General features: G+C 72.2%; 20 protein-coding genes and 1 tRNA gene. 15 read left to right on the top strand and 6 right to left on the bottom strand.

Features of this window, described 5'->3' with window-relative positions; genetic code table 11:
• Nucleotides 1–62: 62 nt before the first annotated feature.
• The 8 genes from proB to AC5PYY_RS14005 all read left to right on the top strand — a co-directional run bounded on the left by proB (nt 63) and on the right by AC5PYY_RS14005 (nt 6,220).
• The gene (proB, locus tag AC5PYY_RS14040) at nt 63–1,217 is read left to right on the top strand and encodes a glutamate 5-kinase (RefSeq protein WP_493899382.1); all 1,155 of its coding nucleotides are present in this window, start codon (nt 63–65) and stop codon (nt 1,215–1,217) included.
• A gap of 99 nt (nt 1,218–1,316) precedes the next feature.
• Entirely contained in the window at nt 1,317–2,603 is a 1,287-nt protein-coding gene (locus AC5PYY_RS14035; protein WP_493897418.1) for a glutamate-5-semialdehyde dehydrogenase, read from the top strand.
• Between the two features lie 47 nt (nt 2,604–2,650).
• A complete protein-coding gene (locus tag AC5PYY_RS14030) occupies nt 2,651–2,869 on the top strand; it encodes a hypothetical protein (RefSeq protein ID WP_493897417.1) in 219 nt (72 codons plus the stop codon).
• A gap of 14 nt (nt 2,870–2,883) precedes the next feature.
• Nucleotides 2,884–3,453 carry a nicotinate-nucleotide adenylyltransferase gene (nadD, locus tag AC5PYY_RS14025; protein ID WP_493899381.1) on the top strand — a complete coding sequence of 190 codons (570 nt, stop codon included), beginning with the start codon at nt 2,884–2,886 and terminating at the stop codon, nt 3,451–3,453.
• Complete coding sequence (rsfS, locus tag AC5PYY_RS14020) at nt 3,454–3,834, top strand: ribosome silencing factor (protein WP_493897416.1); 381 nt, start codon at nt 3,454–3,456, stop codon at nt 3,832–3,834. It begins immediately after the preceding gene.
• A gap of 3 nt (nt 3,835–3,837) precedes the next feature.
• Complete coding sequence (locus AC5PYY_RS14015; protein ID WP_493897415.1) at nt 3,838–4,485, top strand: histidine phosphatase family protein; 648 nt, start codon at nt 3,838–3,840, stop codon at nt 4,483–4,485.
• 387 nt (nt 4,486–4,872) lie between these two features.
• Nucleotides 4,873–4,945: transfer RNA gene (locus AC5PYY_RS14010), tRNA-Ala, on the top strand.
• Nucleotides 4,946–5,011: 66 nt separating this feature from the next.
• A complete protein-coding gene (locus AC5PYY_RS14005; protein WP_493897414.1) occupies nt 5,012–6,220 on the top strand; it encodes an MFS transporter in 1,209 nt (402 codons plus the stop codon).
• Nucleotides 6,221–6,229: 9 nt separating this feature from the next.
• On the opposite strand, the gene AC5PYY_RS14000 is transcribed toward AC5PYY_RS14005, so the two are convergent.
• On the bottom strand, nt 6,230–6,625 hold the full coding sequence (locus AC5PYY_RS14000) for a type II toxin-antitoxin system PemK/MazF family toxin (RefSeq protein ID WP_022925649.1): 396 nt from the start codon (nt 6,623–6,625) through the stop codon (nt 6,230–6,232).
• A 133-nt stretch (nt 6,626–6,758) separates the two neighbouring features.
• Here AC5PYY_RS14000 and AC5PYY_RS13995 point away from each other — a divergent pair, with 133 nt between their 5' ends.
• Nucleotides 6,759–8,558 carry an L-lactate permease gene (locus AC5PYY_RS13995; protein ID WP_493897413.1) on the top strand — a complete coding sequence of 600 codons (1,800 nt, stop codon included), beginning with the start codon at nt 6,759–6,761 and terminating at the stop codon, nt 8,556–8,558.
• Nucleotides 8,559–8,570: 12 nt separating this feature from the next.
• Here AC5PYY_RS13995 and AC5PYY_RS13990 read toward each other — a convergent pair whose 3' ends face one another.
• From AC5PYY_RS13990 to aceB, 4 genes are all read right to left on the bottom strand, one after another.
• Nucleotides 8,571–9,947, bottom strand: a complete 1,377-nt coding sequence (locus tag AC5PYY_RS13990; RefSeq protein WP_493897412.1) for a (Fe-S)-binding protein — start codon at nt 9,945–9,947, stop codon at nt 8,571–8,573.
• Entirely contained in the window at nt 9,947–11,266 is a 1,320-nt protein-coding gene (locus AC5PYY_RS13985; protein ID WP_493897411.1) for an FAD-binding oxidoreductase, read from the bottom strand. Before AC5PYY_RS13985 ends, AC5PYY_RS13990 begins: the two co-directional genes overlap by 1 nt.
• A complete protein-coding gene (locus AC5PYY_RS13980) occupies nt 11,266–12,735 on the bottom strand; it encodes an FAD-linked oxidase C-terminal domain-containing protein (protein ID WP_493897410.1) in 1,470 nt (489 codons plus the stop codon). The genes AC5PYY_RS13985 and AC5PYY_RS13980 overlap by 1 nt, the downstream gene beginning before the upstream one ends.
• A gap of 65 nt (nt 12,736–12,800) precedes the next feature.
• Entirely contained in the window at nt 12,801–14,420 is a 1,620-nt protein-coding gene (gene aceB / locus AC5PYY_RS13975) for a malate synthase A (RefSeq protein WP_493897409.1), read from the bottom strand.
• Between the two features lie 146 nt (nt 14,421–14,566).
• Between aceB and AC5PYY_RS13970 the strand changes: the two genes are divergently transcribed.
• The 5 genes from AC5PYY_RS13970 to trmB all read left to right on the top strand — a co-directional run bounded on the left by AC5PYY_RS13970 (nt 14,567) and on the right by trmB (nt 20,307).
• Nucleotides 14,567–14,998, top strand: coding sequence for a GNAT family N-acetyltransferase (locus AC5PYY_RS13970; protein WP_493897408.1), 432 nt, complete (start codon nt 14,567–14,569; stop codon nt 14,996–14,998).
• Between the two features lie 80 nt (nt 14,999–15,078).
• A complete protein-coding gene (locus AC5PYY_RS13965) occupies nt 15,079–16,611 on the top strand; it encodes a molybdopterin-dependent oxidoreductase (RefSeq protein ID WP_493897407.1) in 1,533 nt (510 codons plus the stop codon).
• A gap of 29 nt (nt 16,612–16,640) precedes the next feature.
• Nucleotides 16,641–17,360 (top strand): fasciclin domain-containing protein, encoded by a 720-nt coding sequence (locus AC5PYY_RS13960; RefSeq protein ID WP_493897406.1) that lies wholly within the window; start codon nt 16,641–16,643, stop codon nt 17,358–17,360.
• 194 nt (nt 17,361–17,554) lie between these two features.
• Nucleotides 17,555–19,480: a translation elongation factor 4 gene (lepA, locus tag AC5PYY_RS13955; protein ID WP_493897405.1), complete on the top strand. Its 1,926-nt coding sequence runs from the start codon at nt 17,555–17,557 to the stop codon at nt 19,478–19,480.
• Entirely contained in the window at nt 19,477–20,307 is an 831-nt protein-coding gene (gene trmB / locus AC5PYY_RS13950) for a tRNA (guanosine(46)-N7)-methyltransferase TrmB (protein WP_493897404.1), read from the top strand. Before lepA ends, trmB begins: the two co-directional genes overlap by 4 nt.
• Before the next feature lie 7 nt (nt 20,308–20,314).
• Here the strand turns inward: trmB and ppk2 are convergent, their stop codons facing one another.
• Nucleotides 20,315–21,226 carry a polyphosphate kinase 2 gene (gene ppk2, locus AC5PYY_RS13945; RefSeq protein ID WP_493897403.1) on the bottom strand — a complete coding sequence of 304 codons (912 nt, stop codon included), beginning with the start codon at nt 21,224–21,226 and terminating at the stop codon, nt 20,315–20,317.
• A 74-nt stretch (nt 21,227–21,300) separates the two neighbouring features.
• On the opposite strand from ppk2, the gene hemW reads away from it, so the two are divergent.
• Nucleotides 21,301–22,521 (top strand): radical SAM family heme chaperone HemW, encoded by a 1,221-nt coding sequence (gene hemW, locus AC5PYY_RS13940; protein ID WP_493897402.1) that lies wholly within the window; start codon nt 21,301–21,303, stop codon nt 22,519–22,521.
• Nucleotides 22,522–22,612 lie beyond the last annotated feature (91 nt).

Here is a 22,612-nt window from a genome sequence, read left to right as displayed (position 1 = left end):
ACGCGCGACGCCCGGTGGGGCTAGGGGCAAGCCCATTCGCGACGCTCGGTGGATGCATGAGTATGCGCGGTCGTGGAATAGTATTCGTCCTCATGGGGCAGAACTCCGACCACAGCGTGATCGCCGATGCGCACCGCATCGTGGTCAAGGTCGGCTCCTCCTCGCTCACCGGTCCCCAGGGTGGCCTGGACGGCTTCCGGCTGCAGGCGCTGGCGACCACCCTCGCCAAGAAGGCCCAGCTCGGGACCCAGGTGATCCTCGTCTCCTCGGGCGCGATCGCGGCGGGCATGGAGCCGCTCGGGCTGCCGCGCCGCCCGAAGGACCTCGCGACCCAGCAGGCCGCTGCCAGTGCCGGGCAGGGCGCCCTCATGACGGCCTACACGCGGGCCTTCACGATGTATGGCGTCCAGGTGGGCCAGGTGCTCCTCACCGCCGATGACATACACAAGCGGAGCCACTACGTCAACGCGTCGAGGACGTTGGAGCGGCTGCTGGAGCTCGAGGTGGTCCCGATCATCAACGAGAACGACACGGTGGCCACCGACGAGATCCGCTTCGGCGACAACGACCGCCTCGCGGCCCTGGTGGCGCACCTGGTCGACGCCGATGCCCTGGTCCTGCTCTCGGACGTCGACGCGCTCTACACCGGGCACCCCTCTCGTCCTGGCTCGCAGCGGGTGCCGGTCGTCACCAGCCGCCAGGACCTCGAGGACATCGACGTGGCCCGCGCCGGCAGCGCGGTCGGCACCGGCGGGATGACCACGAAGGTCGCGGCCGCGCAGATGGCGGTGGCCGAGGGGATCCCGGTGCTCCTGACCAGCGCCGACCTGGTCAACCCGGCGCTGTCCGGCGAGAGCGTCGGGACTCTCTTCACCCCCGTGGGCACCAAGAGCCCCGCTCGACGCCGATGGCTCGCCCATGCCAGTAGCGCCAGCGGCCGGGTCGTCCTGGACGACGGTGCCGTCGAGGCGGTCGTGCGGCGGCGGACCTCGCTGCTGCCCGTCGGGGTCACCCGGGTCGAGGGCCGCTTCGCAGCGGGCGACACCGTCGACCTGTGCGACCAGCGTGGGCGGGTCGTGGCGCGGGGCCTGGCCGGATACGACGCCGAGGAGCTGCGGCCCCTCGTCGGGCGCCGCCTCGACCGCGACACCCGGTTGCGATCCGGTGCGCCGGCGCCGCGTCCGGTCGTGCGGCGCGACGACCTCGTCGTCCTCTGACCCGCCGCCGACGCCCGAGCACCACCAGGCGCAGCGTCCCTCGGGGCCGCGCCGACGACATACTCTGAACGTAGTATCCGAGCCGAGCAGGAGCAGCGCATGAGCACCACCACCATCGCCCCGGACGTCACCCGCCAGGTCGCGGAGGTTGCGGGGCGCGCCCGCGTGGCCGCCCGCGAGCTGGCGCTGCTGACGCGGAGCCAGAAGGACGCGGCGCTGCAGGCGCTCGCGGACGCGATCGACGCCGCGACCGGACACGTCGTCGCCGCCAATGCCGAGGACCTCGAGCGGGGGCGGGAGAAGGGGCTGCCGGACAACCTCCTCGACCGCCTCACCCTCGACGACGCGCGTGTGCACGCCGTCGCGGAGGCGCTGCGGCAGGTGGCGGGGCTGCCCGACCCGGTGGGGGAGGTCGTCCGTGGGTCGACCCTGGCCAACGGGCTGCAGATCAGGCAGGTCCGCGTGCCGATGGGCGTGGTGGGCATGATCTACGAGGCTCGACCGAACGTCACGGTGGACGCTGCCGGCCTGGGTCTCAAGAGCGGCAACGCGGTCATCCTCCGTGGTGGTTCTGCGGCAGCCTCCAGCAACGGCGCGCTCGTCGACGTCATGCGCGGCTCGCTCGAGGAGCAGGGTCTGAACCCCGACGCGATCAACCTCCTCTCCGACGGCGGGCACGACGCCGCCCGTGCGCTCATGACCGCCCGCGGACTGGTGGATCTGGTTATCCCCCGTGGCGGGGCGAGCCTCATCCAGACCGTGGTCACCGAGTCGACCGTGCCGGTCATCGAGACCGGGGTCGGCAACTGCCACGTGTATGTCGACGCCGCCGCGGACCGCGACATGGCGGTGTCCGTCGTCACCAACTCCAAGACGCACCGGACCTCGGTGTGCAATGCGGCGGAGTCGCTGCTCGTGCACCGGGATGCGGCCGAGCGGGTGCTGCCCGGGATCATGGCCGAGCTCGCGGCGGCCGGCGTCACGGTGCACGGCGACGAGCTGATGCGGGCGTATGCCGACGCTGCGGGTGCCCTGTCCGTCCCGATCGCCGAGGGTGACGACGACGCGGAGTTCCTGTCGCTGGACATCTCCGCGCGGGTCGTGGACGACCTCGACGCCGCGCTCGCGCACATCCAGCAGCACACGAGCGGGCACACCGAGGCCATCGTGACCAGTGACCGCGCGGCAGCCCGGCGGTTCACCCAGGAGATCGACGCCGCCGCGGTGCTCGTCAACGCCTCCACCCGCTTCACCGACGGCGGGGAGTTCGGCTTCGGAGCCGAGATCGGGATCTCGACGCAGAAGCTGCACGCCCGTGGCCCGATGGCCCTGCCGGAGCTCACGACGACCAAGTGGGTCGTCGAGGGTGACGGGCAGATCCGATGAGCCACTGAGGACGGTGCACGCCTGAGCTGCCGGGTAGAGTGACCCCCATGACGCCCGCGCAGATCATGCTGTCCGCCGCCGAGGAAGGCGGCCACCACATTGTCAACGAGCTGCCTTTCCCGCCGATCATGTTCGGCGTGATCGCGATGGTGGCCTTCCTGCTGTGTCTGGGTCTGCTCTACGCCTTCCGCAACACCCTCGCGCTCGACCCGCACGGTGTCGCGGACGGCAAGCACGACCCCGACATGGGTCGAACCCAGCACTGATGCGTCTGGGGGTGATGGGTGGGACCTTCGATCCCATCCACCACGGCCACCTGGTGGCCGCGAGCGAGGCGGCGCACCTGCTGGGCCTGGACGAGGTGGTTTTCGTGCCCACCGGCCAGCCCTACCGCAAGGACGCGAGCAAGGTCACCGACGCCGAGCACCGCTACCTCATGACCGTCATTGCGACCGCCTCCAACCCGTCCTTCACGGTCAGCCGGGTGGACGTCGACCGGGAGGGTCCGACCTACACCCGCGACACGCTGCGCGACCTGCGGGCGGAGCGGCCGGACGACGAGCTGTTCTTCATCACCGGCGCGGACGCCCTGGCGCAGATCCTGTCGTGGAAGGGCGTGGACGAGCTGTGGGACCTCGCCCACTTCGTCGGGGTCACCCGCCCGGGCCACGTGCTCACCGACGCGGGGCTCCCCGAGGACAAGGTGACCCTGCTCGAGGTGCCCGCCATGGCGATCAGCTCCACCGGCTGCCGCGAGCGCACCGCGGAGGGCGACCCGGTCTGGTATCTCGTGCCGGACGGCGTCGTCCAGTACATCGGCAAGTACGACCTCTACCGGAAGGATTCCTGAGTGGCAGCCACGCAGCGGGCGATCGAGCTGGCCCAGGCGGCCGCCGCCGCGGCGCAGGACACGTTGGCCCAGGACGTCGTCGGACTCGACGTGTCCGGCCAGCTGGCCCTCACCGACGTCTTCGTCATCGCCTCGGCCCCGAACGAGCGGCAGGTGAGTGCCATCGTGGACGCCGTCGAGGAGCGTCTGCTGCAGCTGGGCACCAAGCCGCTGCGGCGCGAGGGCCAGCGCGAGGGGCGGTGGGTCCTGCTCGACTTCAGCGACATCATCGTGCACATCATGCACAGCGAGGACCGGGAGTTCTACGCCCTGGAGCGGCTGTGGAAGGACTGCCCGGCCGTGCTGCTCCCCGAGCCCGGCGCCCCTGCCGGCGAGAGCTGAGGTATGCGACGGGTCATCGTCTGGCGGCACGGCGAGACCGAGCACAACGCCGGCGGCATCTACCAGGGCCAGCTGGACACCGAGCTCTCCGTCCGCGGTCGCGAGCAGGCCCGGCATGCGGCCGAGGTGCTCGCCGCGCGGGGGGCCGTGCGCCTGGTGACCTCCGACCTGACCCGGGCCGTCCAGACGGCGACCTGCCTGGCCGAGCGGACCGGGCTGCGGACCGAGCTGGACGCGCGGTTGCGGGAGATCCACGTCGGCCGGTGGCAGGGGTTGACCCACCAGGAGGTGCTCGCCCGCGACCCCGAAGCGCAGCAGGCTCTAGAGCGCGGCGAGGACGTCGTCCGGGGCCAGACGGGGGAGCGGGTGGCCGATGTCGCGGCCCGTGCCCGGGCGGCCTTCGAGGAGGTCGTCGCCGACCTGCCCGAGCACGGCCCCGCCGTGCTGGCCTCCCACGGTCTGGCGTCCCGCGCCCTCGTCTGCGCTGTCGTCGGCCTGGACTTTCAGCAGGCCTCGCAGGCCCTCGTCGGGTTGCGCAACTGCCACTGGGCCGAGCTCGTGGAGCATGCCACCGGATGGCGCCTCGAGGCCTGGAACGTGGGGGTCCCGGAGGCCCACGCGGTGCCGACGACCGCCCACCCCGTGCCCTGACCAGGGATACCTCAGTCAATGCCTCGATGACTTCCGGGCCGTACTTGTGTCGGGGCGGCGCGGGTGGGTGTGGGGGCGGGGTGTACCCGTGGACGCCGGATCATCTGCCGGGCATGGTCACGGTGCCACCCGTTGACCTCGCATAGCCGGTCCAGGTTCGCGCTCTTTTCCGCTCGAGTCGCCTTCGGCCATGCCCTGACCTGAGAGGTGAGCACCTCCCGTCGAGTAGCCATCGTCAGCTCCATCCACCTGGGGTTGCGCCCACGCGGGCATCCGGGGATGAGTCAACGACTCCCCGCACGCGGGCATCTTGGATGAGTCAACGCGGGGATTTGGCGATTGCCGAGGGCGCTAGGTAAAGTAGTCCAGTCCTCACGGGGCCACCCCGGGGCTGTGGCGCAGTTGGTAGCGCACCTCCATGGCATGGAGGGGGTCAGGGGTTCGAATCCCCTCAGCTCCACTGGACTGGACGAGCGGGCCGGACACCACCAGGTGTCCGGCCCGCACGCATGAGAGGAGGGGGTCGGTGCCGCGGCACGAGGACGCCTTCCGGCTGCGGGACATCGCCCTGCAGGCCTTCGCCCCGAGCATCGTCAACGCGGTCGGCCTGAGCGCCGTCACCCCAGTCCTGGCGCTGCACGCCCGCGACCTGGGGGCCAGCGTCGGGCAGGCCGCACTCGTCGTGGCGCTGCTCGGCCTCGGCAGCCTGCTCGGGTCGTTGCCCGCGGGGGCGCTGGTGGCCAGGCTCGGCGAGCGCCGCGCGCTCATCGTGGCCGGGCTGGTGGACGCGGCGGCGATGGGCGCCGCAGCCCTGGCACCCACGCTGACGGTGCTCGCGGTCGCGGTGGTCGTCACGGGGATGGCCTGGAGCGTCTTTCTGCTGGCCCGTCAGGGCTTCCTCATCGTCGTGGCGCCGGTCCACCTTCGCGCCCGGGCGATGTCCACGTTGGGCGGGAGCCACCGGATGGGGGGCTTCGTCGGGCCGGTGCTGGGCGGTGTGCTCATCGGCGCCACGGGCCAGGTGTCGTCGGTCTTCTGGCTCGGTGCGGCGATGGGGCTCCTGGCCGCGCTCGTGGTGCGGGCCGCGCCCGACCTCACCGCTGGTCTCGAACGGACCCCCGGCACGCCGGCCCCGACCCGGGTGCTCTCCGTGATCTGGGAGCACCGGCGAACCCTCGCCTCGGTCGGCAGCGCGGTGGTCGTCATCTCGGGGGCCCGGACCCTTCGGATCACCCTGCTGCCCCTCTGGGCCGAGCAGATCGGCGTGTCCGCGGCCACGACCTCCCTCGTCTTCGGGCTGGCGGCCTTCCTGGAGATCCTGCTCTTCTACCCCGCCGGCTGGGTGATGGACCGCTACGGCAGGAGCGTCGTCGCGGTCACGGTGGTGTTGCTCATCGGTGCCGGGGTGCTGCTCCTGCCGCTGAGCCAGGGCCTGATCGGCTTCACCCTCCTCGCCCTGCTCATGGCGGTCGGAAACGGCCTGGGCTCGGGCATCGTCATGACGCTCGGCGCGGACACCGCGCCCGAGCAGGACCGGGCGCAGTACCTCGGCGGCTTCCGCCTCGCCGGCGACCTCGGCGGGTCGGGCACCCCGCTGCTGCTCTCCGGCCTGACTTTCCTCGCCCCGCTGGCGGTGACCTGCGTCACGGCGGGCACGGTATGCCTGCTCGGCGCCGGGTGGGTGGCGCACCGCGTCGGTCGCATCGACCGTCGGCGACGGTCGGCCGACGGGTGACCGCAGCCCTCACAGGTCGGGGAGATGCCTGCGGACCTCGGCCAGGACCCGGTCGAAGACGTCCTCGTCCAGCTGCGCCCCGGTGCGTCGCACCGCGTCGCGTTCGAGCCGCAGCAGCCGGTCGACCCGCGCCTCGCTGGGCCGACGTCGGTGGTCCCAGTCGCCCGAGCCGATGTCGGTCCAGTACCGGCCCGCCGCAGCCTCCTGAGCGGCGTCCCGGTCGTGGTCCTGGCCGGTGAGCGGCAGCGCGAGCAGCCGCGGCCCCTCGCGCCCGATGACCAGCACCGGCCGGTCCTTGCCCTGGGAGGCGTCCTCCTCGTAGGGCACCCAGGCCCAGACCACCTCGCCTGGATCGGCCCGGTCGTCCGCCACCGGGGCATACCCGAGGCGTGGTCGGTCCTCCATGGTGTGCACCCTACCGGCGCATCCGGACGGCCTCGGGCCCGTCGCCAGCGCGACGGGTCGGTCATGGGCTACAGTGCGCCCAGGTGACGGCGCGCCGAGGAGGGGGCGTCGCCCTGCGAGGAGAGGTGTCGACGTGGACAACCTGGCTGTGCTGAGCCTGCTGGCGATCGCGCCGATCGCCGTCGTGGGGGTCCTCCTCGCCGGGTTGCGGTGGCCGGCGAAGCTGGCCATGCCGGTGGGGTATGCCGTGACCGTCGTCATCGCGCTCGTGGTCTGGCAGATGCGCCCCACCGCGGTCGTCGCGGCGACGCTCGAGGGCCTCATCATCGCGGTCACGCTGCTCTACATCGTCTTCGGCGCCTTGTTGCTCCTGGCGACCGTCATCTCCAGCGGGGCGATGGCCACCATCCGCTCCGGGTTCACCGCGATCTCCCCGGACCGCCGGGTGCAGGCCATCATCATCGGCTGGCTCTTCGGGTCCTTCCTCGAGGGCGCCTCGGGCTTCGGCACGCCCGCCGCGGTCGTCGCCCCGCTGCTCCTGGCGCTGGGCTTCCCCGCGATGGCGGCGGTCATGGTGGGTCTGATCATCCAGTCCACCCCTGTCTCCTTCGGGGCCGTCGGTACGCCGATCATCGTGGGGGTGGGCACCGGCCTGCAGGGCGGTGCCGGGGTGGAGCAGCGCGCCGGCGAGCTGGGTCTGGACTACGACGGGCTCATCGCCGAGATCGGCTTCCAGGTGGCGGCGATCCATGCGGTCGTCGGACTGCTCGTGCCGCTGCTCATCGCGGTCTTCCTCACCGGGTTCTTCGGCGAGCGACGCAGCTTCGCCGAGGGACTGAAGGTGTGGCCCTTCGCCCTCTACGCCTCGGTCGCGATGACCGTGCCCTCGGTGCTCGTCGCCCGGTTCTTCGGCCCCGAGTTCCCCTCGCTCCTGGGCGGGCTGGCCGGGCTCGCGCTGGTGATGTTCACCTCCTCGCGCGGCTTCCTCATGCCCGACCGGGAGCACACCTTCGACTTCGGGCCGCGGTCCGGCTGGCAGGAGCGCTGGATGGGCACGGTGGACACCGACCATCTCGGTGACCTGGACACCCGTCGGATGGGCCTGGTGACGGCGTGGTTGCCCTACGTCCTCATCGCGTTGCTGCTGCTGGCGACGCGGCTGGTGGAGCCGCTCACCGCGGCGCTGCGCTCGGAGAACCCCGCGGTGACCCTCCCCTTCGAGGACCTGCTCGGCACCGGGATCTCGACGACCTGGCAGTGGCTCTACAGCCCGGGGACCGTCTTCATCCTGACCTGTCTACTCACCTACGCCCTGCACCGCATGAGCGCCCAACAGATCAGGCAGACGTGGTCCGTCGCCGGTCGGCAGATCCTCGGCACCGGGGTCGCGCTGCTCTTCGCGGTGCCCCTCGTGCGGCTGCTCATCCGCTCCGGTCCCGAGTTCACCGAGTCCGGCCTGGCCTCCATGCCGGTCACCCTGGCCGAGGGCGCCGCGGCGGTGGCGGGCTCCAACTGGCCGCTCGTCGCGCCGTGGATCGGTGCGCTGGGCGCCTTCGTGGCCGGCTCCAACACGGTGAGCAACCTGACCTTCTCGCTGTTCCAGTTCGCGACCGGTGAGGAGATCGGGGTGGCGCCGGAGAGCGTGGTCGCCGCCCAGGCAATCGGTGGTGCCGGTGGCAACCCGGTGGCGATCCACAACATCGTCGCCGCCTCCGCGACGGTCGGGCTGCTGGGCCGCGAGGGCGACCTCATCCGCAAGACCGCCCTGGTCACGGCCTACTACTGCCTCGCCGGCGGCGCCTTCAGCTACCTGTGGATCTATGGCGTCGGGCTCAACCTCGGGCTGCTCCAGCTCGTGGCGCTGCTCGCCCTGCTGGTGGGGCTCGTCGTGTGGGCGCGCCGCCGCGACGCGCGCACCCCCGTGGGCGCGTGAGGCGACGGGGCGTCAGCGCACCGGCACCCCACGGATCGAGGCGTCCAGGAGCGAGGCCGTGTGGACGACGGGCAGGGGCCGCCCGGCCCGCTCCAGCGCCTGGGTGATCTGCATGAGGCACCCCGGGTTGGCGGTGACCAAGAGCTCGGCGCCCGTGCGCAGGATGGAGGCCGCCTTGCGGTCACCGAGCTCGGTCGCCGGCTCGGGGTTGAGGATGTTGTAGACCCCCGCCGACCCGCAGCAGATCTCGCCGTCCGGGATCTCCACCAGCTCCACCCCGGGTATGCCCCGGATCAGCTCGCGCGGCGCGCTCACCACGCCCTGGGCGTGCCGCAGGTGGCAGGCGTCGTGATAGGCGACCGTCAGCTCGGGCCCACCCAGCCCGCCGGTGCGCAGCGGGTGGCGCTGCGCGACCGGTCCCAGCTCGTGCAGGAACTCGGCGAGGTCGCGCACCCGGTCGCTGAACGCGCGGGCACGCTCGGCATACGCCGGGTCGTCGGCGAGCAGGTGGACGTAGTCCTTCATCGTCGACCCGCATCCCGCGGAGTTGACCACCACGGTCTCGACGCCGGCCTCCTCGAAGGTGTCGATGAGCCGGCGGGCGAAGCCGATGCCCTCCTCCTCGCGGCCGGTGTGCACCGAGAGGGCGCCGCAGCAGCCCTGGCGCGCGGGCGCGACCACCTCGCAGCCCTCGGCCGCGAGCACGCGGGCGGTCGCGGCGTTGACGTCGCCGAAGAACTCCCGCTGGACGCACCCGGTGAGCATCCCGACCACGGCCCGGCGGGTCCCGACGGCAGGGGTGCGTTCCGGCACCGTGACGCGCGGGCCCAGCGGCGGGGCGAGCGACTGCATGACGTCGAGCTCGGGGCTGACACGCCCGACCAGGCCGCTGCGTCGCACCAGGCCGAGCGCACCGGAGCGCTGGGCGGCGCGCAGCGGGCCGCGCAGCGCCCGCAGGCGGGTGGGGTAGGGGAACAGCGAGAAGATCAGCCGCCGCAGCGCGCGGTCCCGTCGCGGGCGGGTGACGCGGCGCTCCACCTGGGCGCGGGTCGACTCCAGGATGCGGTCGTACTGCACGCCCGACGGGCAGCTGGTCACGCAGGCCATGCAGCCGAGGCAGGCATCCAGGTGGCCGACCGTCGCGGCGGTGAGGGGCGCGCCCTGCGCCGCGGCCCTGATCTGGTCGATGCGACCGCGCGGGCTGTCCATCTCCTCGCCCCAGAGCTGGTAGGTGGGGCAGGTGGTGAGGCAGAAGCCGCAGTGCACGCAGTCGTCGAGCAGGTCCGGGTCGGGCGGCCGCAGCGCGTCGAAGGCGGGCTGCGCCAGCACGGCGGACTCGCTCCCCCGAACCCGGGGCATACCGAGGTGGGTGTGGCCTCCGGTGCTCATCACAGTCCTCCCACGAAACGGCCCGGCGCCAGCAGGCGCACGGGGTCGAACTCGGCCTTGACCCGGCGCATGAGGTCCAGACCCGGCACGGGACCCCACGTGGCCTCGGCGTCGAGCCCTGCCTTGACCGCCGGCGGTGCGTCCAGGACCACGGTGGAGCCACCCAGCCGCAGGGTGAGCGCACGGACCTCCTCGACGGCGCGACGGACCGCGTGCGGGGCGGTGCCCTCGGGGAGCCGGGCGTGCAGCACCCCCACCCCGGCCGAACCGGTCACCGCGAACCCCCGGTCCGTGGCCTCCCGCACCAGCTCGGGTATGCCGCTGAGCCGGCTCGTGGCGCGCACCAGGGTCGGACGGGCCGACTGGTCGGCGTCGGTCTCGTCGGTGGCGGTCCCGTGCGTTCCGGTCTCGTCGGCGAGGAGCTGGGCCGTCTTCTCCGGGGGGCCCTCCGGGCCGACCACCGCCACCGACGGGCCGGCAAGGTCGGGCGACCCCAGCTCGGCCGCCAGCGTCTGCGCCCGCTCCCGGGTGCCCTCGACCGAGCCGCCGAGCCCGATGCTCAGCAGCGGGTCGGCCCCGGGCCGTGCCGCGACCTCCAGCGTGCGGGGCGCGAGCTGGGAGGCGACGAGGAGGGCCAGGGCCGGGCCGAGGCGGTCATGGGGGACCCGGGCGAGCACCGTGGCCTCTTCCTGGGGGAGGGGGTGCAGCCGCACGGTGACCTCGGTGACGACGGCGAGCGTGCCGTAGGAACCGGTCAGCAGCTTGGCCAGGTCGTAGCCCGCGACGTTCTTGACGACCTTGCCGCCGCTGCGGGCGATCGTGCCGTCGGCGAGCACCAGCCGCACCCCGATGACGAGGTCGCGTAACGGCCCGGCCCACAGGCGCCGCGGCCCCGACAGCCCGGTGGCCACCGCGCCCCCCAGGGTCGAGCCCGCGCCGCCGGCACCGCGCCCCGCGGCGAGGTCGTCGACGACGAGCTGGTGCCCGCCCTCGGCGAGCAGGTCGCCGAGCCGGGCCAGCGGCATACCGGCCCCCGCCGTCGCGACCAGGTCGCCGCGGGAGTGCTCGACCAGCTCGTCCATAGCGCCGGTCTCGAGGATCACGTCCACCCGCTCCGGCGCCCGCCCCCAGGTGAGCTTGCTGCCGTGGCCCCGGACGACGACCGCGAGACCCTCGGCGTGGCAGGCCCCGAGCAAGGCCGAGGTCTGCTCCGCGCAGGACGGTCGCGCCACGGCCTGCGCCGGCACCCCGTCGACCGTGTCGGCCTCGCCCGCCGGGCGCACCGCACAGGCCCCCGAGAGGCGCTCCAGCCCCGACATCAGAAGACCTCGGCGTCGTCCACCACCGGCTCGTCGGCGGCGTGGACGACCCGCGGGCGCTCGCCGCACATGCGGGGGGTGGGGTAGATCTTGCCGGGGTTGGCCAGGTGCTGCGGGTCGAAGGCGCAGCGCACGAGCTGCATCGTCTCCAGGTCCTGGTCGCCGAACATGCGGGGCATGTAGCGCGCCTTGTCGGCTCCCACGCCGTGCTCCCCGGTGATCGACCCGCCGTACTCGATGCAGAGGTCCAGGATCATCCCGGAGACCTCCTCGGCCCGCTCGGTCGCGCCGCTCTGCGCCGCGTCGAAGAGCACCAGCGGGTGCAGGTTGCCGTCGCCGGCGTGGAAGACGTTGGCGACCCGCACGCCGCGCTCGCGGGAGATCCGCCCCATCTTGCGCAGCACCTCCGGCAGCGAGGTCCGCGGCACCACGCCGTCCTGGACGATGTAGTCGGGAGAGATCCGCCCCACCGCCGCGAAGGCCGACTTGCGGCCCTTCCAGATATCGGCGCGCTCCGCGGCGTCGGTCGCGGCGCGGAACTCGAAGCATCCCTGCCCGTCGCAGAGCCGCCGCACCTGCTCCAGCTCGTGCGCCACCTCGACCTCCGGGCCGTCCAGCTCGACCACCAGCACCGCGCCGGCGCCCTCCGGGTAGCCGCACGACACCGCCTCCTCGGCGGCCTGGATCGCGAGGGCGTCCATGATCTCGATCGCCGCCGGGACGATGCCCGCGGCGATGATCGCGCTGGTCGCCGCGCCGGCCTCGTCGGTGCTGGCGAAACCGGCCAGGCAGGTCCGCACGTCCTGCGGCAGCCGGGTCAGCCGCAGCGTGGCGCGGGTGGCGATCCCGAGGGTGCCCTCGCTCCCGACGAAGGCGCCGAGCAGGTCGTAGCCTGGGGCGTCCGGTGCCTCGGTGCCGAGGGTGACGTGGTCACCCTCGGGCGTGACCACGTCCAGGGAGAGCACGTGCCCGGCGGTGAAGCCGTACTTCAGGCAGTGCGCGCCGCCGGAGTTCTCCGCCACGTTGCCCCCGATCGAACAGATCTGCTGGCTGCTCGGGTCCGGGGCGAAGTAGTACCCATGCGGGTTCGCCGCGTGGCTGACCTGGAGGTTGATGACCCCGGGGTCGGCCACGGCGCGCTGGTCCTGCGGCCGGACGTCGTGCAGCGTGCGGAGCCGGCTGGTGACGACGAGCACCCCGTCGGCGTGCGGCAGGGCGCCGCCGGACAGCCCCGTCCCCGAGCCACGGGCGACGAAGGGCACGCCGTGGCGCGCGCACGCCCTGACCGTGGTCGCGACCTGCTCCGCGTCCTCGACGAGGACGACCAGCCCGGGCCGGACGCGGTATGCCGCGAGCCCGTCGCAGGCATACGTGTCCCGCTGCGAGGGGTCGGTGACCAGCGTGTGCGCCGGCAGCGATCCGCGCAGGTCCGTGAGGAGATCTTCCATGGTCCGCTCGTGCTGCGTCATCGTTACTCTCCTCGACGGCCCCGTCCGGGCTCGTCCTGTCACCCTAGCCGCCAGCGCGGACGGACTCAGGGCATGGTCTCGTAGGCCGGCACGGTGAGGAAGTCGGCGAACTCCTCGGCGACGGCCACCTGCAGGAAGAGCTCGGTCGCCGCGCGGTGCTCGTCCGCGCCACCGGGCAGCTCCTCCAGGACCTGGTCGGTGAGCTTTCGGACGAGCTCGGGGGTGACCTTCTCCCCGGTGTCGTCCAGGGTGATGCCCTGGTGCAGCCACTGCCACACCTGGCTGCGGCTGATCTCCGCCGTGGCGGCGTCCTCCATGAGATTGTGGATGGCCACGGCGCCGCGGCCGGTGAGCCAGACCGAGAGGTAGGCGATGGCCACCTCGATGTTGGCCTTCAGCCCCTGCTCGGTGACCTCGCCGGGGGTGGAGGCGACGTCCAGCAGGTCGGCGGCGCGGACCTGGACGTCCTCACGGGTGCGGTCGAGCTGGTTCGGCCGGTCACCGAGCACGGCGTCGAAGACCTCCCGGCAGGTGGGCACCATCGCCGGGTGGGCGACCCACGACCCGTCGAAGCCGTCACGCGCCTCCCGCTCCTTGTCGGTCCGGACCTTCTCGTAGGCCGCGGCGTTGACCTCCTCGTCCTTGGCCGGGACGAAGGCCGACATGCCACCGATGGCGTGCGCGCCGCGTCGGTGGCAGGTCCGCACCAGCAGCTCGGTGTAGGCCCGCATGAACGGGGCGGTCATGGTGACGGCGGCCCGGTCGGGCAGGACGAAGTCGGCTCCCCGGGTGCGATAGGTCTTGATGACGCTGAAGAGGTAGTCCCAGCGCCCCGCGTTGAGCCCGGCCGAGTGCTCGCGCAGCTCGTAGAGGATTTCCTCCATCTGGAAGGCCGCGGGATAGGTCTCGATGAGGCAGGTGGCGCGGATCGTGCCCTGCGGTATGCCGAGCGCGTCCTGGGCGAGGACGAAGGCGTCGTTCCAGAGGCGGGCCTCGAGGTGGTGCTCCATCTTGGGCAGGTAGAAGTAGGGACCCTTGCCGGCGTCCAGCTGCAGCTGGGCGCTGGCGCACAAGTAGAGTGCGACGTCCACCAGGCCTCCCGCGACCCGCTGCCCGTCGACCGTGATGTGCTTCTCGTCCAGGTGCCACCCGCGCGGGCGCATGACGATGGTGGGGAGCTGCTGCTGGTCGGTGGTGGCGAGGGCATACTCCTTGCCCTCGGGGGAGGTGAAGCAGATCGTGCCGCTGATCGCGTCACGGAGGTTGATCTGACCCTCGACGACGTTCTCCCACAGCGGGGTGTTGGCGTCCTCGTGGTCGGCCAGCCACACCCTGGCCCCGGAGTTCATCGCGTTGATCGTCATCTTGCGGTCGGTGGGGCCGGTCATCTCGACGCGGCGGTCGACCAGACCCGGCGCCGGGTCGGCGACCCGCCAGGTGTCGTCGGCGCGGACCTGCGCGGTCTCGGGCAGGAAGTCCAGGTCCTCGCCGTCGGCGACCGCCCCGACGACCTCGGCACGAGCCGCGAGGCGGTCCTGGCGGGTCGACTCCAGGGCGCGGTGGAGGGTGGCGATCAGGTCCAGGGCGGGCCGGGTGAGGATCTGCTCGTAGCCCGGCCGGAGCGCGCCGGTCACCTCCACTCCGTCGGGCAGGTCCAGGGTGATGGTCGGGTCGGTGCTCGCCATGGCCACTCCTCAAGTTCCGTCACAAGGAATCAGTATTCCGCTCAATGGAAGACACCCTATCGTCTCGACGTCAAGATATCTACGGGGCAAAGAGGGGCGTCGCGCCCGCTGAGCGGCGACGTGGGGGCTCACCTAGGCTCGGGTGCGTGGCTGGACACGAGATCGTCATCGGCGAGGACGTCCCGACCCAGGAGGAGCTCGTCGGGCTCTACGACGCCGTCGGGTGGAGCGCCTACACGACGGACCCGGCGGCCCTGAGTGCCGCGATCGCCGGGTCCACCAGGGTCGTGACGGCGCGCTACGGCGGGGAGCTGCTGGGCCTGGCGCGGGTCATCTCCGACGGCGTGAGCATCGCCTATCTGCAGGACGTCCTGGTCCGTCCCGAGCTGCAGCGCGAGGGGGTGGGCCGGTCGCTGGTGGACGCCGCGCTCGGGCCGTTCCAGCACTGCCGCCAGCAGGTCCTGCTCACCGATGACGAGCCGCGTCAGCGCTCGTTCTACGAGTCGATCGGGTGGGCCGAGATCCGGGACCACGGGGACGGGCGACTGCGCGCCTTCGTGAAGTTCACGCCGTCCTGAGGCGAGGGCCGCCGCGACGCCGCGACGCCATGTGAAATAGATCACACGTCCAGGAGGGTGTCGGCTCCCGAAGACGGGGTATGACGTCCTCGCCCGCCCGCCGCACCCTGCCGGTGGCTCTTCGCCCCCTCTCGGGGCTGCTCGCCGGCGGTGCCGGCGTGCTCATCGGGGAGGGCGTCGCGCGACTCGTGGGGGTGCCGGGACCGGTCGTCGCCGTGGGCAACCGGGTCGTCGACCGGACTCCTCGCCCCGTGAAGGAGTGGGCGGTCTCGACCTTCGGAGCCTCCGATAAGGCGCTGCTGGTGGGCGGGGTCATCGCGGTGCTCGCCCTGGCCCTGGCACTCCTCGGCTGGACGGGTGCACGCCAGCCCGCCGCCCTGCCGCTGGGGATCGCCGGCCTGGTGGCGGTGGCGGGGGCTGCCCTGCTGACCGACCCGGCGGCGGGCGGCCGCCTCGGTGCGGTGCTCGCCGTCGTGGCAGCGATGGCAGCTGCCGGGGTCGGTGGCGCCGTGGCCCTGGTCGCCACGGCTCGTCGCGGTCGTCTCGACTCGGCCGAGCGCGGTGACCGGCGTTCCTTCCTCGTGGCCGCGTCGGCGCTGGCCACCCTCGCCGCCGCTGGTGGTGCCGTGCGCGGGCTCGCCGGCGGCAGCTCGAGCGCCACCCCGGTGGCCCTGCCCACCCCGCGCTCCCCGGCCCCCGCCGTCCCGGCAGGGGTGAGTTTCGACGTCGCCGGCCTGACGTCATACCTCACGCCAACCTCGGACTTCTATCGCGTGGACACCGCTCTCGCGCTCCCGACGGTCTCGATCGAGGACTACGCGCTGCGGATCACCGGGCTGGTGGACCGGCCCCTGCACCTGACCTACGCCGAGCTGCTGGAGCGGGACCTCGTCGAGCGGCGCATCACCCTGACGTGCGTCAGCAACGAGGTGGGCGGAGACCTGCTCGGCAACGCCACCTGGACCGGCATCCCCACGAAGACGTTGCTGGCCGAGGCAGGGGTGCGTGCGGGCGCCGACGCGGTCCGGTCCCGCAGCGTGGACGGTTTCACCGCCGGGACCCCCCTGTCGGCCCTCACCGACGGCCGCGACGCGCTGATCGTCGTGGGGATGAACGGCGCCCCATTGACCCCCGAGCACGGCTTCCCCGTGCGCATGGTCACCCCGGGTCTCTACGGCTACGTGTCGGCGACGAAGTGGTTGACCGAGCTCGAGGTCACCCGTTTCGCCGACTTCTCCGCCTACTGGACGCCGCGGGGGTATGCCGAGCGCGCGCCGATCAAGATGTCGTCCCGCATCGACGTGCCCGGGTCGTTCGCCCGGCTGGAGGCCGGCGACGTCGCTGTCGCGGGGATGGCCTGGGCCCAGACCATCGGGATCGAGCGGGTCCAGGTGCGGGCCGACGGTGGCCCCTGGCAGGACGCCGAGCTCGGCGTCGAGGACTCCGACCAGACCTGGCGCGCCTGGCGCTATGTCTGGGCGGCAGAGCCGGGCACCCACCGGCTCGAGGTGCGGGCGACCGATCGCTCGGGCCGTGTGCAGACCTCCCGCCGGGAGCCCATCGCTCCCGACGGGTCGACCGGGTGGCACAGCGTGACGGTCACCGTCGCGTGAGTAGCCACACCCTTCAGAAAGGAAGCAACATGCGTATCTCCAAGGGAATCTTCGCCCTCTCGATGGCCTCTGCCCTCGCCCTGTCCGCCTGTGGCGGCGAGGCCGAGGAGACCGCGTCCGAAGCGGGCAGCGCCGCCGAGAGTGCGGCTGAGGACATGACCGATGACGAGACCTCTGAGGACATGGCCGACGAGGACATGGAGTCCGAGGACATGGCCGACGACGAGATGGCCACCGACGAGATGGGCGACCCGGCGGCGGACCTGGTGGGCCCGGGCTGTGCCGACTACGCCGAGCAGGTGCCCGACGGCGCCGGCTCGGTCGAGGGCATGGCGGCTGACCCGGTCGCGGTGGCTGCCAGCAACAACCCGCTGCTGACCCAGCTCACCGCCGCGGTCTCCGGCGAGGTCAACCCGGACGTCGACCTGGTCGACACCCTCAACGGTGACGAGTTCACCGTCTTCGCCCCGGTCGACGAGGCGTTCGAGGCGATCGACGAGGAGACGATGGCCACCCTCGGTGAGGACGCCGACCTGCTCAGCTCGATCCTCACCTACCACGTGGTGCCCGGCCAGCTCGACCCCGAGCAGGTCGTCGGTGAGCAGACGACGGTGCAGGGCGAGACGGTCGAGGTGAGCGGCATGGGCGACGAGCTCATGGTCAACGAGGCCGCCGTCATCTGTGGCGGCGTCCAGACGGCGAACGCCACGGTCTACCTCATCGACACGGTGCTCATGCCGCAGGGCTGACGACGCAGGACGATCCGCCCGCCGCGCGCTCCTCGCGGCGGGCGGATCGTGTCCGGCAGGAGCCACGCTGCCGAGGTCGGCCTGACCCACCGGGAGGCATGGGACACTGGTCGGACGCACTCCGCCCGACCGTTCCGCCTACCCCGATCCTGAGGTGCTCCCCCAGCGTGTCTCCGCTCGCCCGTCCTGACCAGGTGCCCGCGCCCGCCGCCACCGCGTCGGAGGTCATCCGCAACTTCTGCATCATCGCCCACATCGACCACGGCAAGTCGACCCTGGCCGACCGGATGCTGCAGGTCACCGGCGTGGTCGACCAGCGCGCGATGCGCGACCAGTACCTCGACCGCATGGACATCGAGCGCGAGCGCGGCATCACCATCAAGAGCCAGGCGGTGCGGATGCCCTGGACGATCGCGACGGAGGAGCTTGATCGCCCAGAGCAGAAGGACGAGCGAGCGCAGCGAGCACCAGGCGGTGGGGGGCCTGCGGGGGGCGCAGCCCCCCGCACTTATGTGCTGAACATGATCGACACCCCCGGCCACGTCGACTTCACCTACGAGGTGAGCCGGAGCCTGGCGGCGTGCGAGGGCGCGGTGCTGCTCGTCGACGCGGCGCAGGGGATCGAGGCCCAGACGCTGGCCAACCTCTATCTGGCGATGGAGAACGACCTCACGATCATCCCGGTGCTCAACAAGATCGACCTGCCGTCGGCGCAGCCGGAGAAGTATGCCGAGGAGCTGGCCGGTCTCATCGGGTGCGACCCGGGCGATGTGCTGCGCGTCTCGGGTAAGACGGGCGAGGGGGTCCCGGAGCTGCTGGACCGCATCGTCGACGAGATCCCGGCGCCGGTCGGCGACCCCGGGGCGCCCGCGCGGGCGATGATCTTCGACTCGGTCTACGACACCTACCGCGGCGTGGTGACCTACGTCCGGGTCGTCGACGGCAGCCTGTCCCCGCGCGAGCGGATCGCGATGATGTCGACCAAGGCCACCCACGAGCTGCTCGAGATCGGGGTCATCAGCCCGGAGCCGGCGCCGTCGCAGGGCCTGGGCGTGGGTGAGGTGGGCTACCTCATCACGGGCGTGAAGGACGTGCGGCAGTCCAAGGTCGGTGACACCGTGACGGGGGAGCGGCGGATGGCCGCCTCGCCGCTGGGCGGTTACCAGGATCCCAAGCCGATGGTCTTCTCCGGGCTCTACCCGATCGACGGCTCGGACTACCCGATCCTGCGCGACGCCCTGGACAAGCTCAAGCTCAACGACGCGGCGCTGGTCTACGAGCCGGAGACCTCCGGCGCGCTGGGCTTCGGCTTCCGCGTCGGCTTCCTCGGCATGCTGCACCTGGAGATCGTGCGGGAGCGGCTGGAGCGGGAGTTCAACCTCGACCTCATCTCGACGCTGCCCAACGTGTCCTACGACGTCACGCTCGACGACGGAGCCACGTTCGAGGTCACCAACCCCAGCGAGTTCCCCGCTGGCAAGATCGCCTCGATCACCGAGCCGGTGGTCCGGGGCACGATCCTGGCGCCGAGCGAGTTCATCGGCGCGATCATGGAGCTGTGCCAGAGCCGGCGCGGCACGCTGCGCGGCATGGACTACCTCTCGCCCGAGCGGGTCGAGCTGCGCTACACCCTGCCGCTGGCCGAGATCGTCTTCGACTTCTTCGACGCGCTGAAGTCGCGCACCAAGGGGTATGCCTCGCTCGACTACGAGCCCGACGGCGAGCAGGACGCCGACCTGGTCAAGGTCGACATCCTGCTCCAGGGCGACACCGTCGACGCGTTCAGCGCGATCGTGCACCGGGACAAGGCCTACGCCTACGGCGTGCAGATGGCCGGCAAGCTCAAGGAGCTCATCCCTCGCCAGCAGTTCGAGGTGCCGGTCCAGGCGGCCATCGGCTCGCGGGTCATCGCCCGCGAGACGATCCGGGCGATCCGCAAGGACGTGCTCGCCAAGTGCTACGGCGGTGACATCAGCCGCAAGCGCAAGCTGCTGGAGAAGCAGAAGGAGGGCAAGAAGCGGATGAAGATGGTCGGCTCCGTCGAGGTGCCGCAAGAGGCCTTCATCGCGGCGCTCTCCCAGGACGGGAGCGGCGCCGAGACCGCGAAGTCCAAGAAGTGAGCCCGGCGGACGAGGCGTCGGGGGAGCGTCCGGGGCCGGACGCGGCCACTCCTCCGGACGACCGCGCTGCCGGTGCCGCGGCCCCGCCGGGGCACCTCGCGCTCGGCCACCCCGCCGTCGGCCCCCGGCCGCTGGCCCGCACCCGCTCCTTCACCCGGCGCGGGGGCCGGATGCTCAAGGACTCGCACCAGGCCGCCTGGGACCGGTATGCCGACACCCTCGTCCTCGACGTCCCGCGCCCGCACGGGGCGGACGGGTCGACCGCGGTGGACCCGGCATACCGGATCGACCCGGCGCAGGTCTTCGGGCGGCGCGCGCCCCTCGTGGTCGAGATCGGGTCGGGGTCGGGTGACGCGCTGCTGCACGGCGCGACGCAGCGCCCGGAGTGGGACGTCCTCGCCTTCGAGGTCTGGCGACCGGGCATCGGGCACGCGCTGGCCAAGATGGGGGAGTCCCCGCTGTGCAACGTCCGCTTCGTCGAGGCCGACGCCGCGCTCGCGCTGCAGACCCTGCTTCCCCCGGGGAGCGTGCACGAGGTGTGGACCTTCTTCCCCGACCCCTGGCCCAAGACCAAGCACCACAAGCGGCGGCTGGTCGCCCCGGACTTCGCCGGCACGGTCGCCGACCTCGTGGAGCCCGGAGGGCTGTGGCGGCTGGCGACGGACTGGGCCGACTACGCCGACCACGTGCGGTCGGTGCTGGGCGCGCATCCCGCGTGGCAGCTGGTGTCCACCGAGCGGGCGCCGCTGCGGCCGATGACCCGCTTCGAGCGACGCGGCATCGAGGCGGGCCGCGACATCGCGGACCTGGCCTACGCGCGGACCTGAGCCTCGCTCAGTCGCCGGCGCTGTCCTCGGCCCGCTTGACCAGCCGCGGGTCAGGGCGCAGCACGACGTCGTGGTCCTTGCCGTCGTAGTCGAACTGTGACAGGAAGTGCCGCATCGCGTTGATCCGGGCCCGCTTCTTGTCGTTGCTCTTGATCGTCACCCACGGCGCCCAGTCGGAGTCGGTGCGCAGGAACATCTCCTCCTTGGCCGCGGTGTAGTCCTCCCAGCGATCCAGGCTCTCCAGGTCCATCGGCGAGAGCTTCCACTGGCGGACCGGGTCCAGCTGCCGGATGGCGAAGCGGGTGCGCTGCTCGGACTGGGTCACCGAGAACCAGAACTTCGTGATCGAGATGCCGGCCTCGACCAGCATCTTCTCGAACTGCGGCGCCTGGCCCATGAAGCGTTCGTACTCGGTGTTGGAGCAGAAGCCCATGACCCGCTCGACGCCGGCGCGGTTGTACCACGACCGGTCGAAGAGCACGAGTTCCCCGGCCGTCGGCAGGTGCTGGATGTAGCGCTGGAAGTACCACTGCCCGGCCTCGACCTCGGTCGGCTTGTTGAGCGCCACGACGCGCGCGCCGCGCGGGTTGAGGTGCTCCATGAAGCGCTTGATCGAGCCGCCCTTGCCGGCCGCGTCGCGACCCTCGAAGACGAGCACGTGCCGGGAGCCGTTGTCGCGGGCCCAGTACTGGAACTTGAGCAGCTCCACTTGGAGCAGCCACTTCTCGACCTCGTAGTAGTCGCGGGTCATCCGCTCGGCGTAGGGGTAGTCCTCCCGCCAGGTGTCGACGGCGTTCCCCCCGGGCGCGATGAGGTCAGGGTCGGACCCCTGGTCGTCACGCACCGTGTAGCCCTGGTCCCGCAGGCTGTCGATGTACTCGCGAAGGCGCTGCTGCACGCTCCCGACACTAGCGCGCATCCCTCACCAGGCGGTGTACGGGGTCATGACGTCCCGGGGGTCGAGGTCGGTGGGCCGGTGGGAGACTGGGCCTCATGCCCTCCGCCTTTCCCCCGGGCGACCCCGCGCCCGTCGACGGCTCCCTGCCACCCCACGCGCTCGAGGGTATGCCGCAGCGCCCCTTCTCGGTCTACCTGCACGTCCCCTTCTGCCGGGTCCGCTGCGGCTACTGCGACTTCAACACCTACACCCTGCCCGAGCTCGACGACGGCGAGGCCCCGGGGACCTTCCTCGGCGCGGCCCACGCCGAGCTCGAGCTGGCCCACCGGGTGCTGGGGCCGGCCGCCCCGCCGCCGGTGTCGACCGTCTTCGTCGGCGGGGGCACGCCGACGATGCTGGCTCCGTCGGCGTTGGGCGGGCTCGTCCGCGCGACGCAGGAGCGCTTCGGGCTGGCCGCCGGCGCGGAGGTGACGACCGAGGCCAACCCGGACACGATCACCCCCGCCGTGGCACGGCAGCTGGCCGACCACGGGTTCACCCGGGTCAGCCTCGGGATGCAGTCAGCGGTGCCGAGCGTGCTGCATACCCTCGACCGGACGCACGACCCGGCCGGGGTCGCCCGGGCGGTCGCCGCCGTCCGCGACGCGGGGATGGGCGTCAGCCTGGACCTCATCTACGGCACACCGGGGGAGTCGCTCGCCGACTGGCGCACCAGCCTGGAGGCGGCAGTCGCGCTGGAGCCCGACCACGTCTCGGCCTACGCGCTCGTGGTCGAGGAGGGCACCCGGCTGCACGCGCAGGTGCGGCGTGGCGAGGTGTCGGCGCCCGAGGACGACGACGAGGCGGACAAGTACGAGCTCGCCGACGAGCTGCTCGCGGCCGCGGGCTACGGGTGGTACGAGATCTCGAACTGGGCGCGCTCGCCCGAGCACCGGTGCCGGCACAACGTGGCCTACTGGGACGGCGCGGACTGGTGGGGGATCGGGCCCGGTGCGCACAGCCACGTCGGCGGGGTCCGCTGGTGGAACGTCAAGCATCCGCGCGCCTACGCCGACCGGCTGGGTCGGGGTCTCAGCCCGGTGCACGAGCGCGAGGTCCTTGATGACGAGCAGCGGTCTGCCGAACGCGTCCTGCTGGGGGTCCGGCTGGCCGACGGGCTGCCGCTAGGCGACCTCGAGCCGCCGGGTCGTGCAGCGGTGGCCGGGCTCGTCGCCGACGGGCTGGTGGACGGTCGGGCGGCGGTGCAGGGGAGGGTCGTGCTGACCCTGCGCGGGCGGCTGCTGGCCGACACCGTCGTCCACCGCCTGCTGGGCTAGGGATGGTGCCTCTCCAGTCGCGGTCTATCTTGGAGGCGTTCGACGGGGCTGGACAGGGGTGCTGTTCCAGTGCCCGGGTCACGATCGAGAC

The sequence above is a fragment of the Serinicoccus sp. JS2-9 genome (assembly GCF_059025165.1).
Note: the sequence above shows the minus strand (reverse complement) of the source record. Positions and strands in the feature narration are given on the sequence as shown.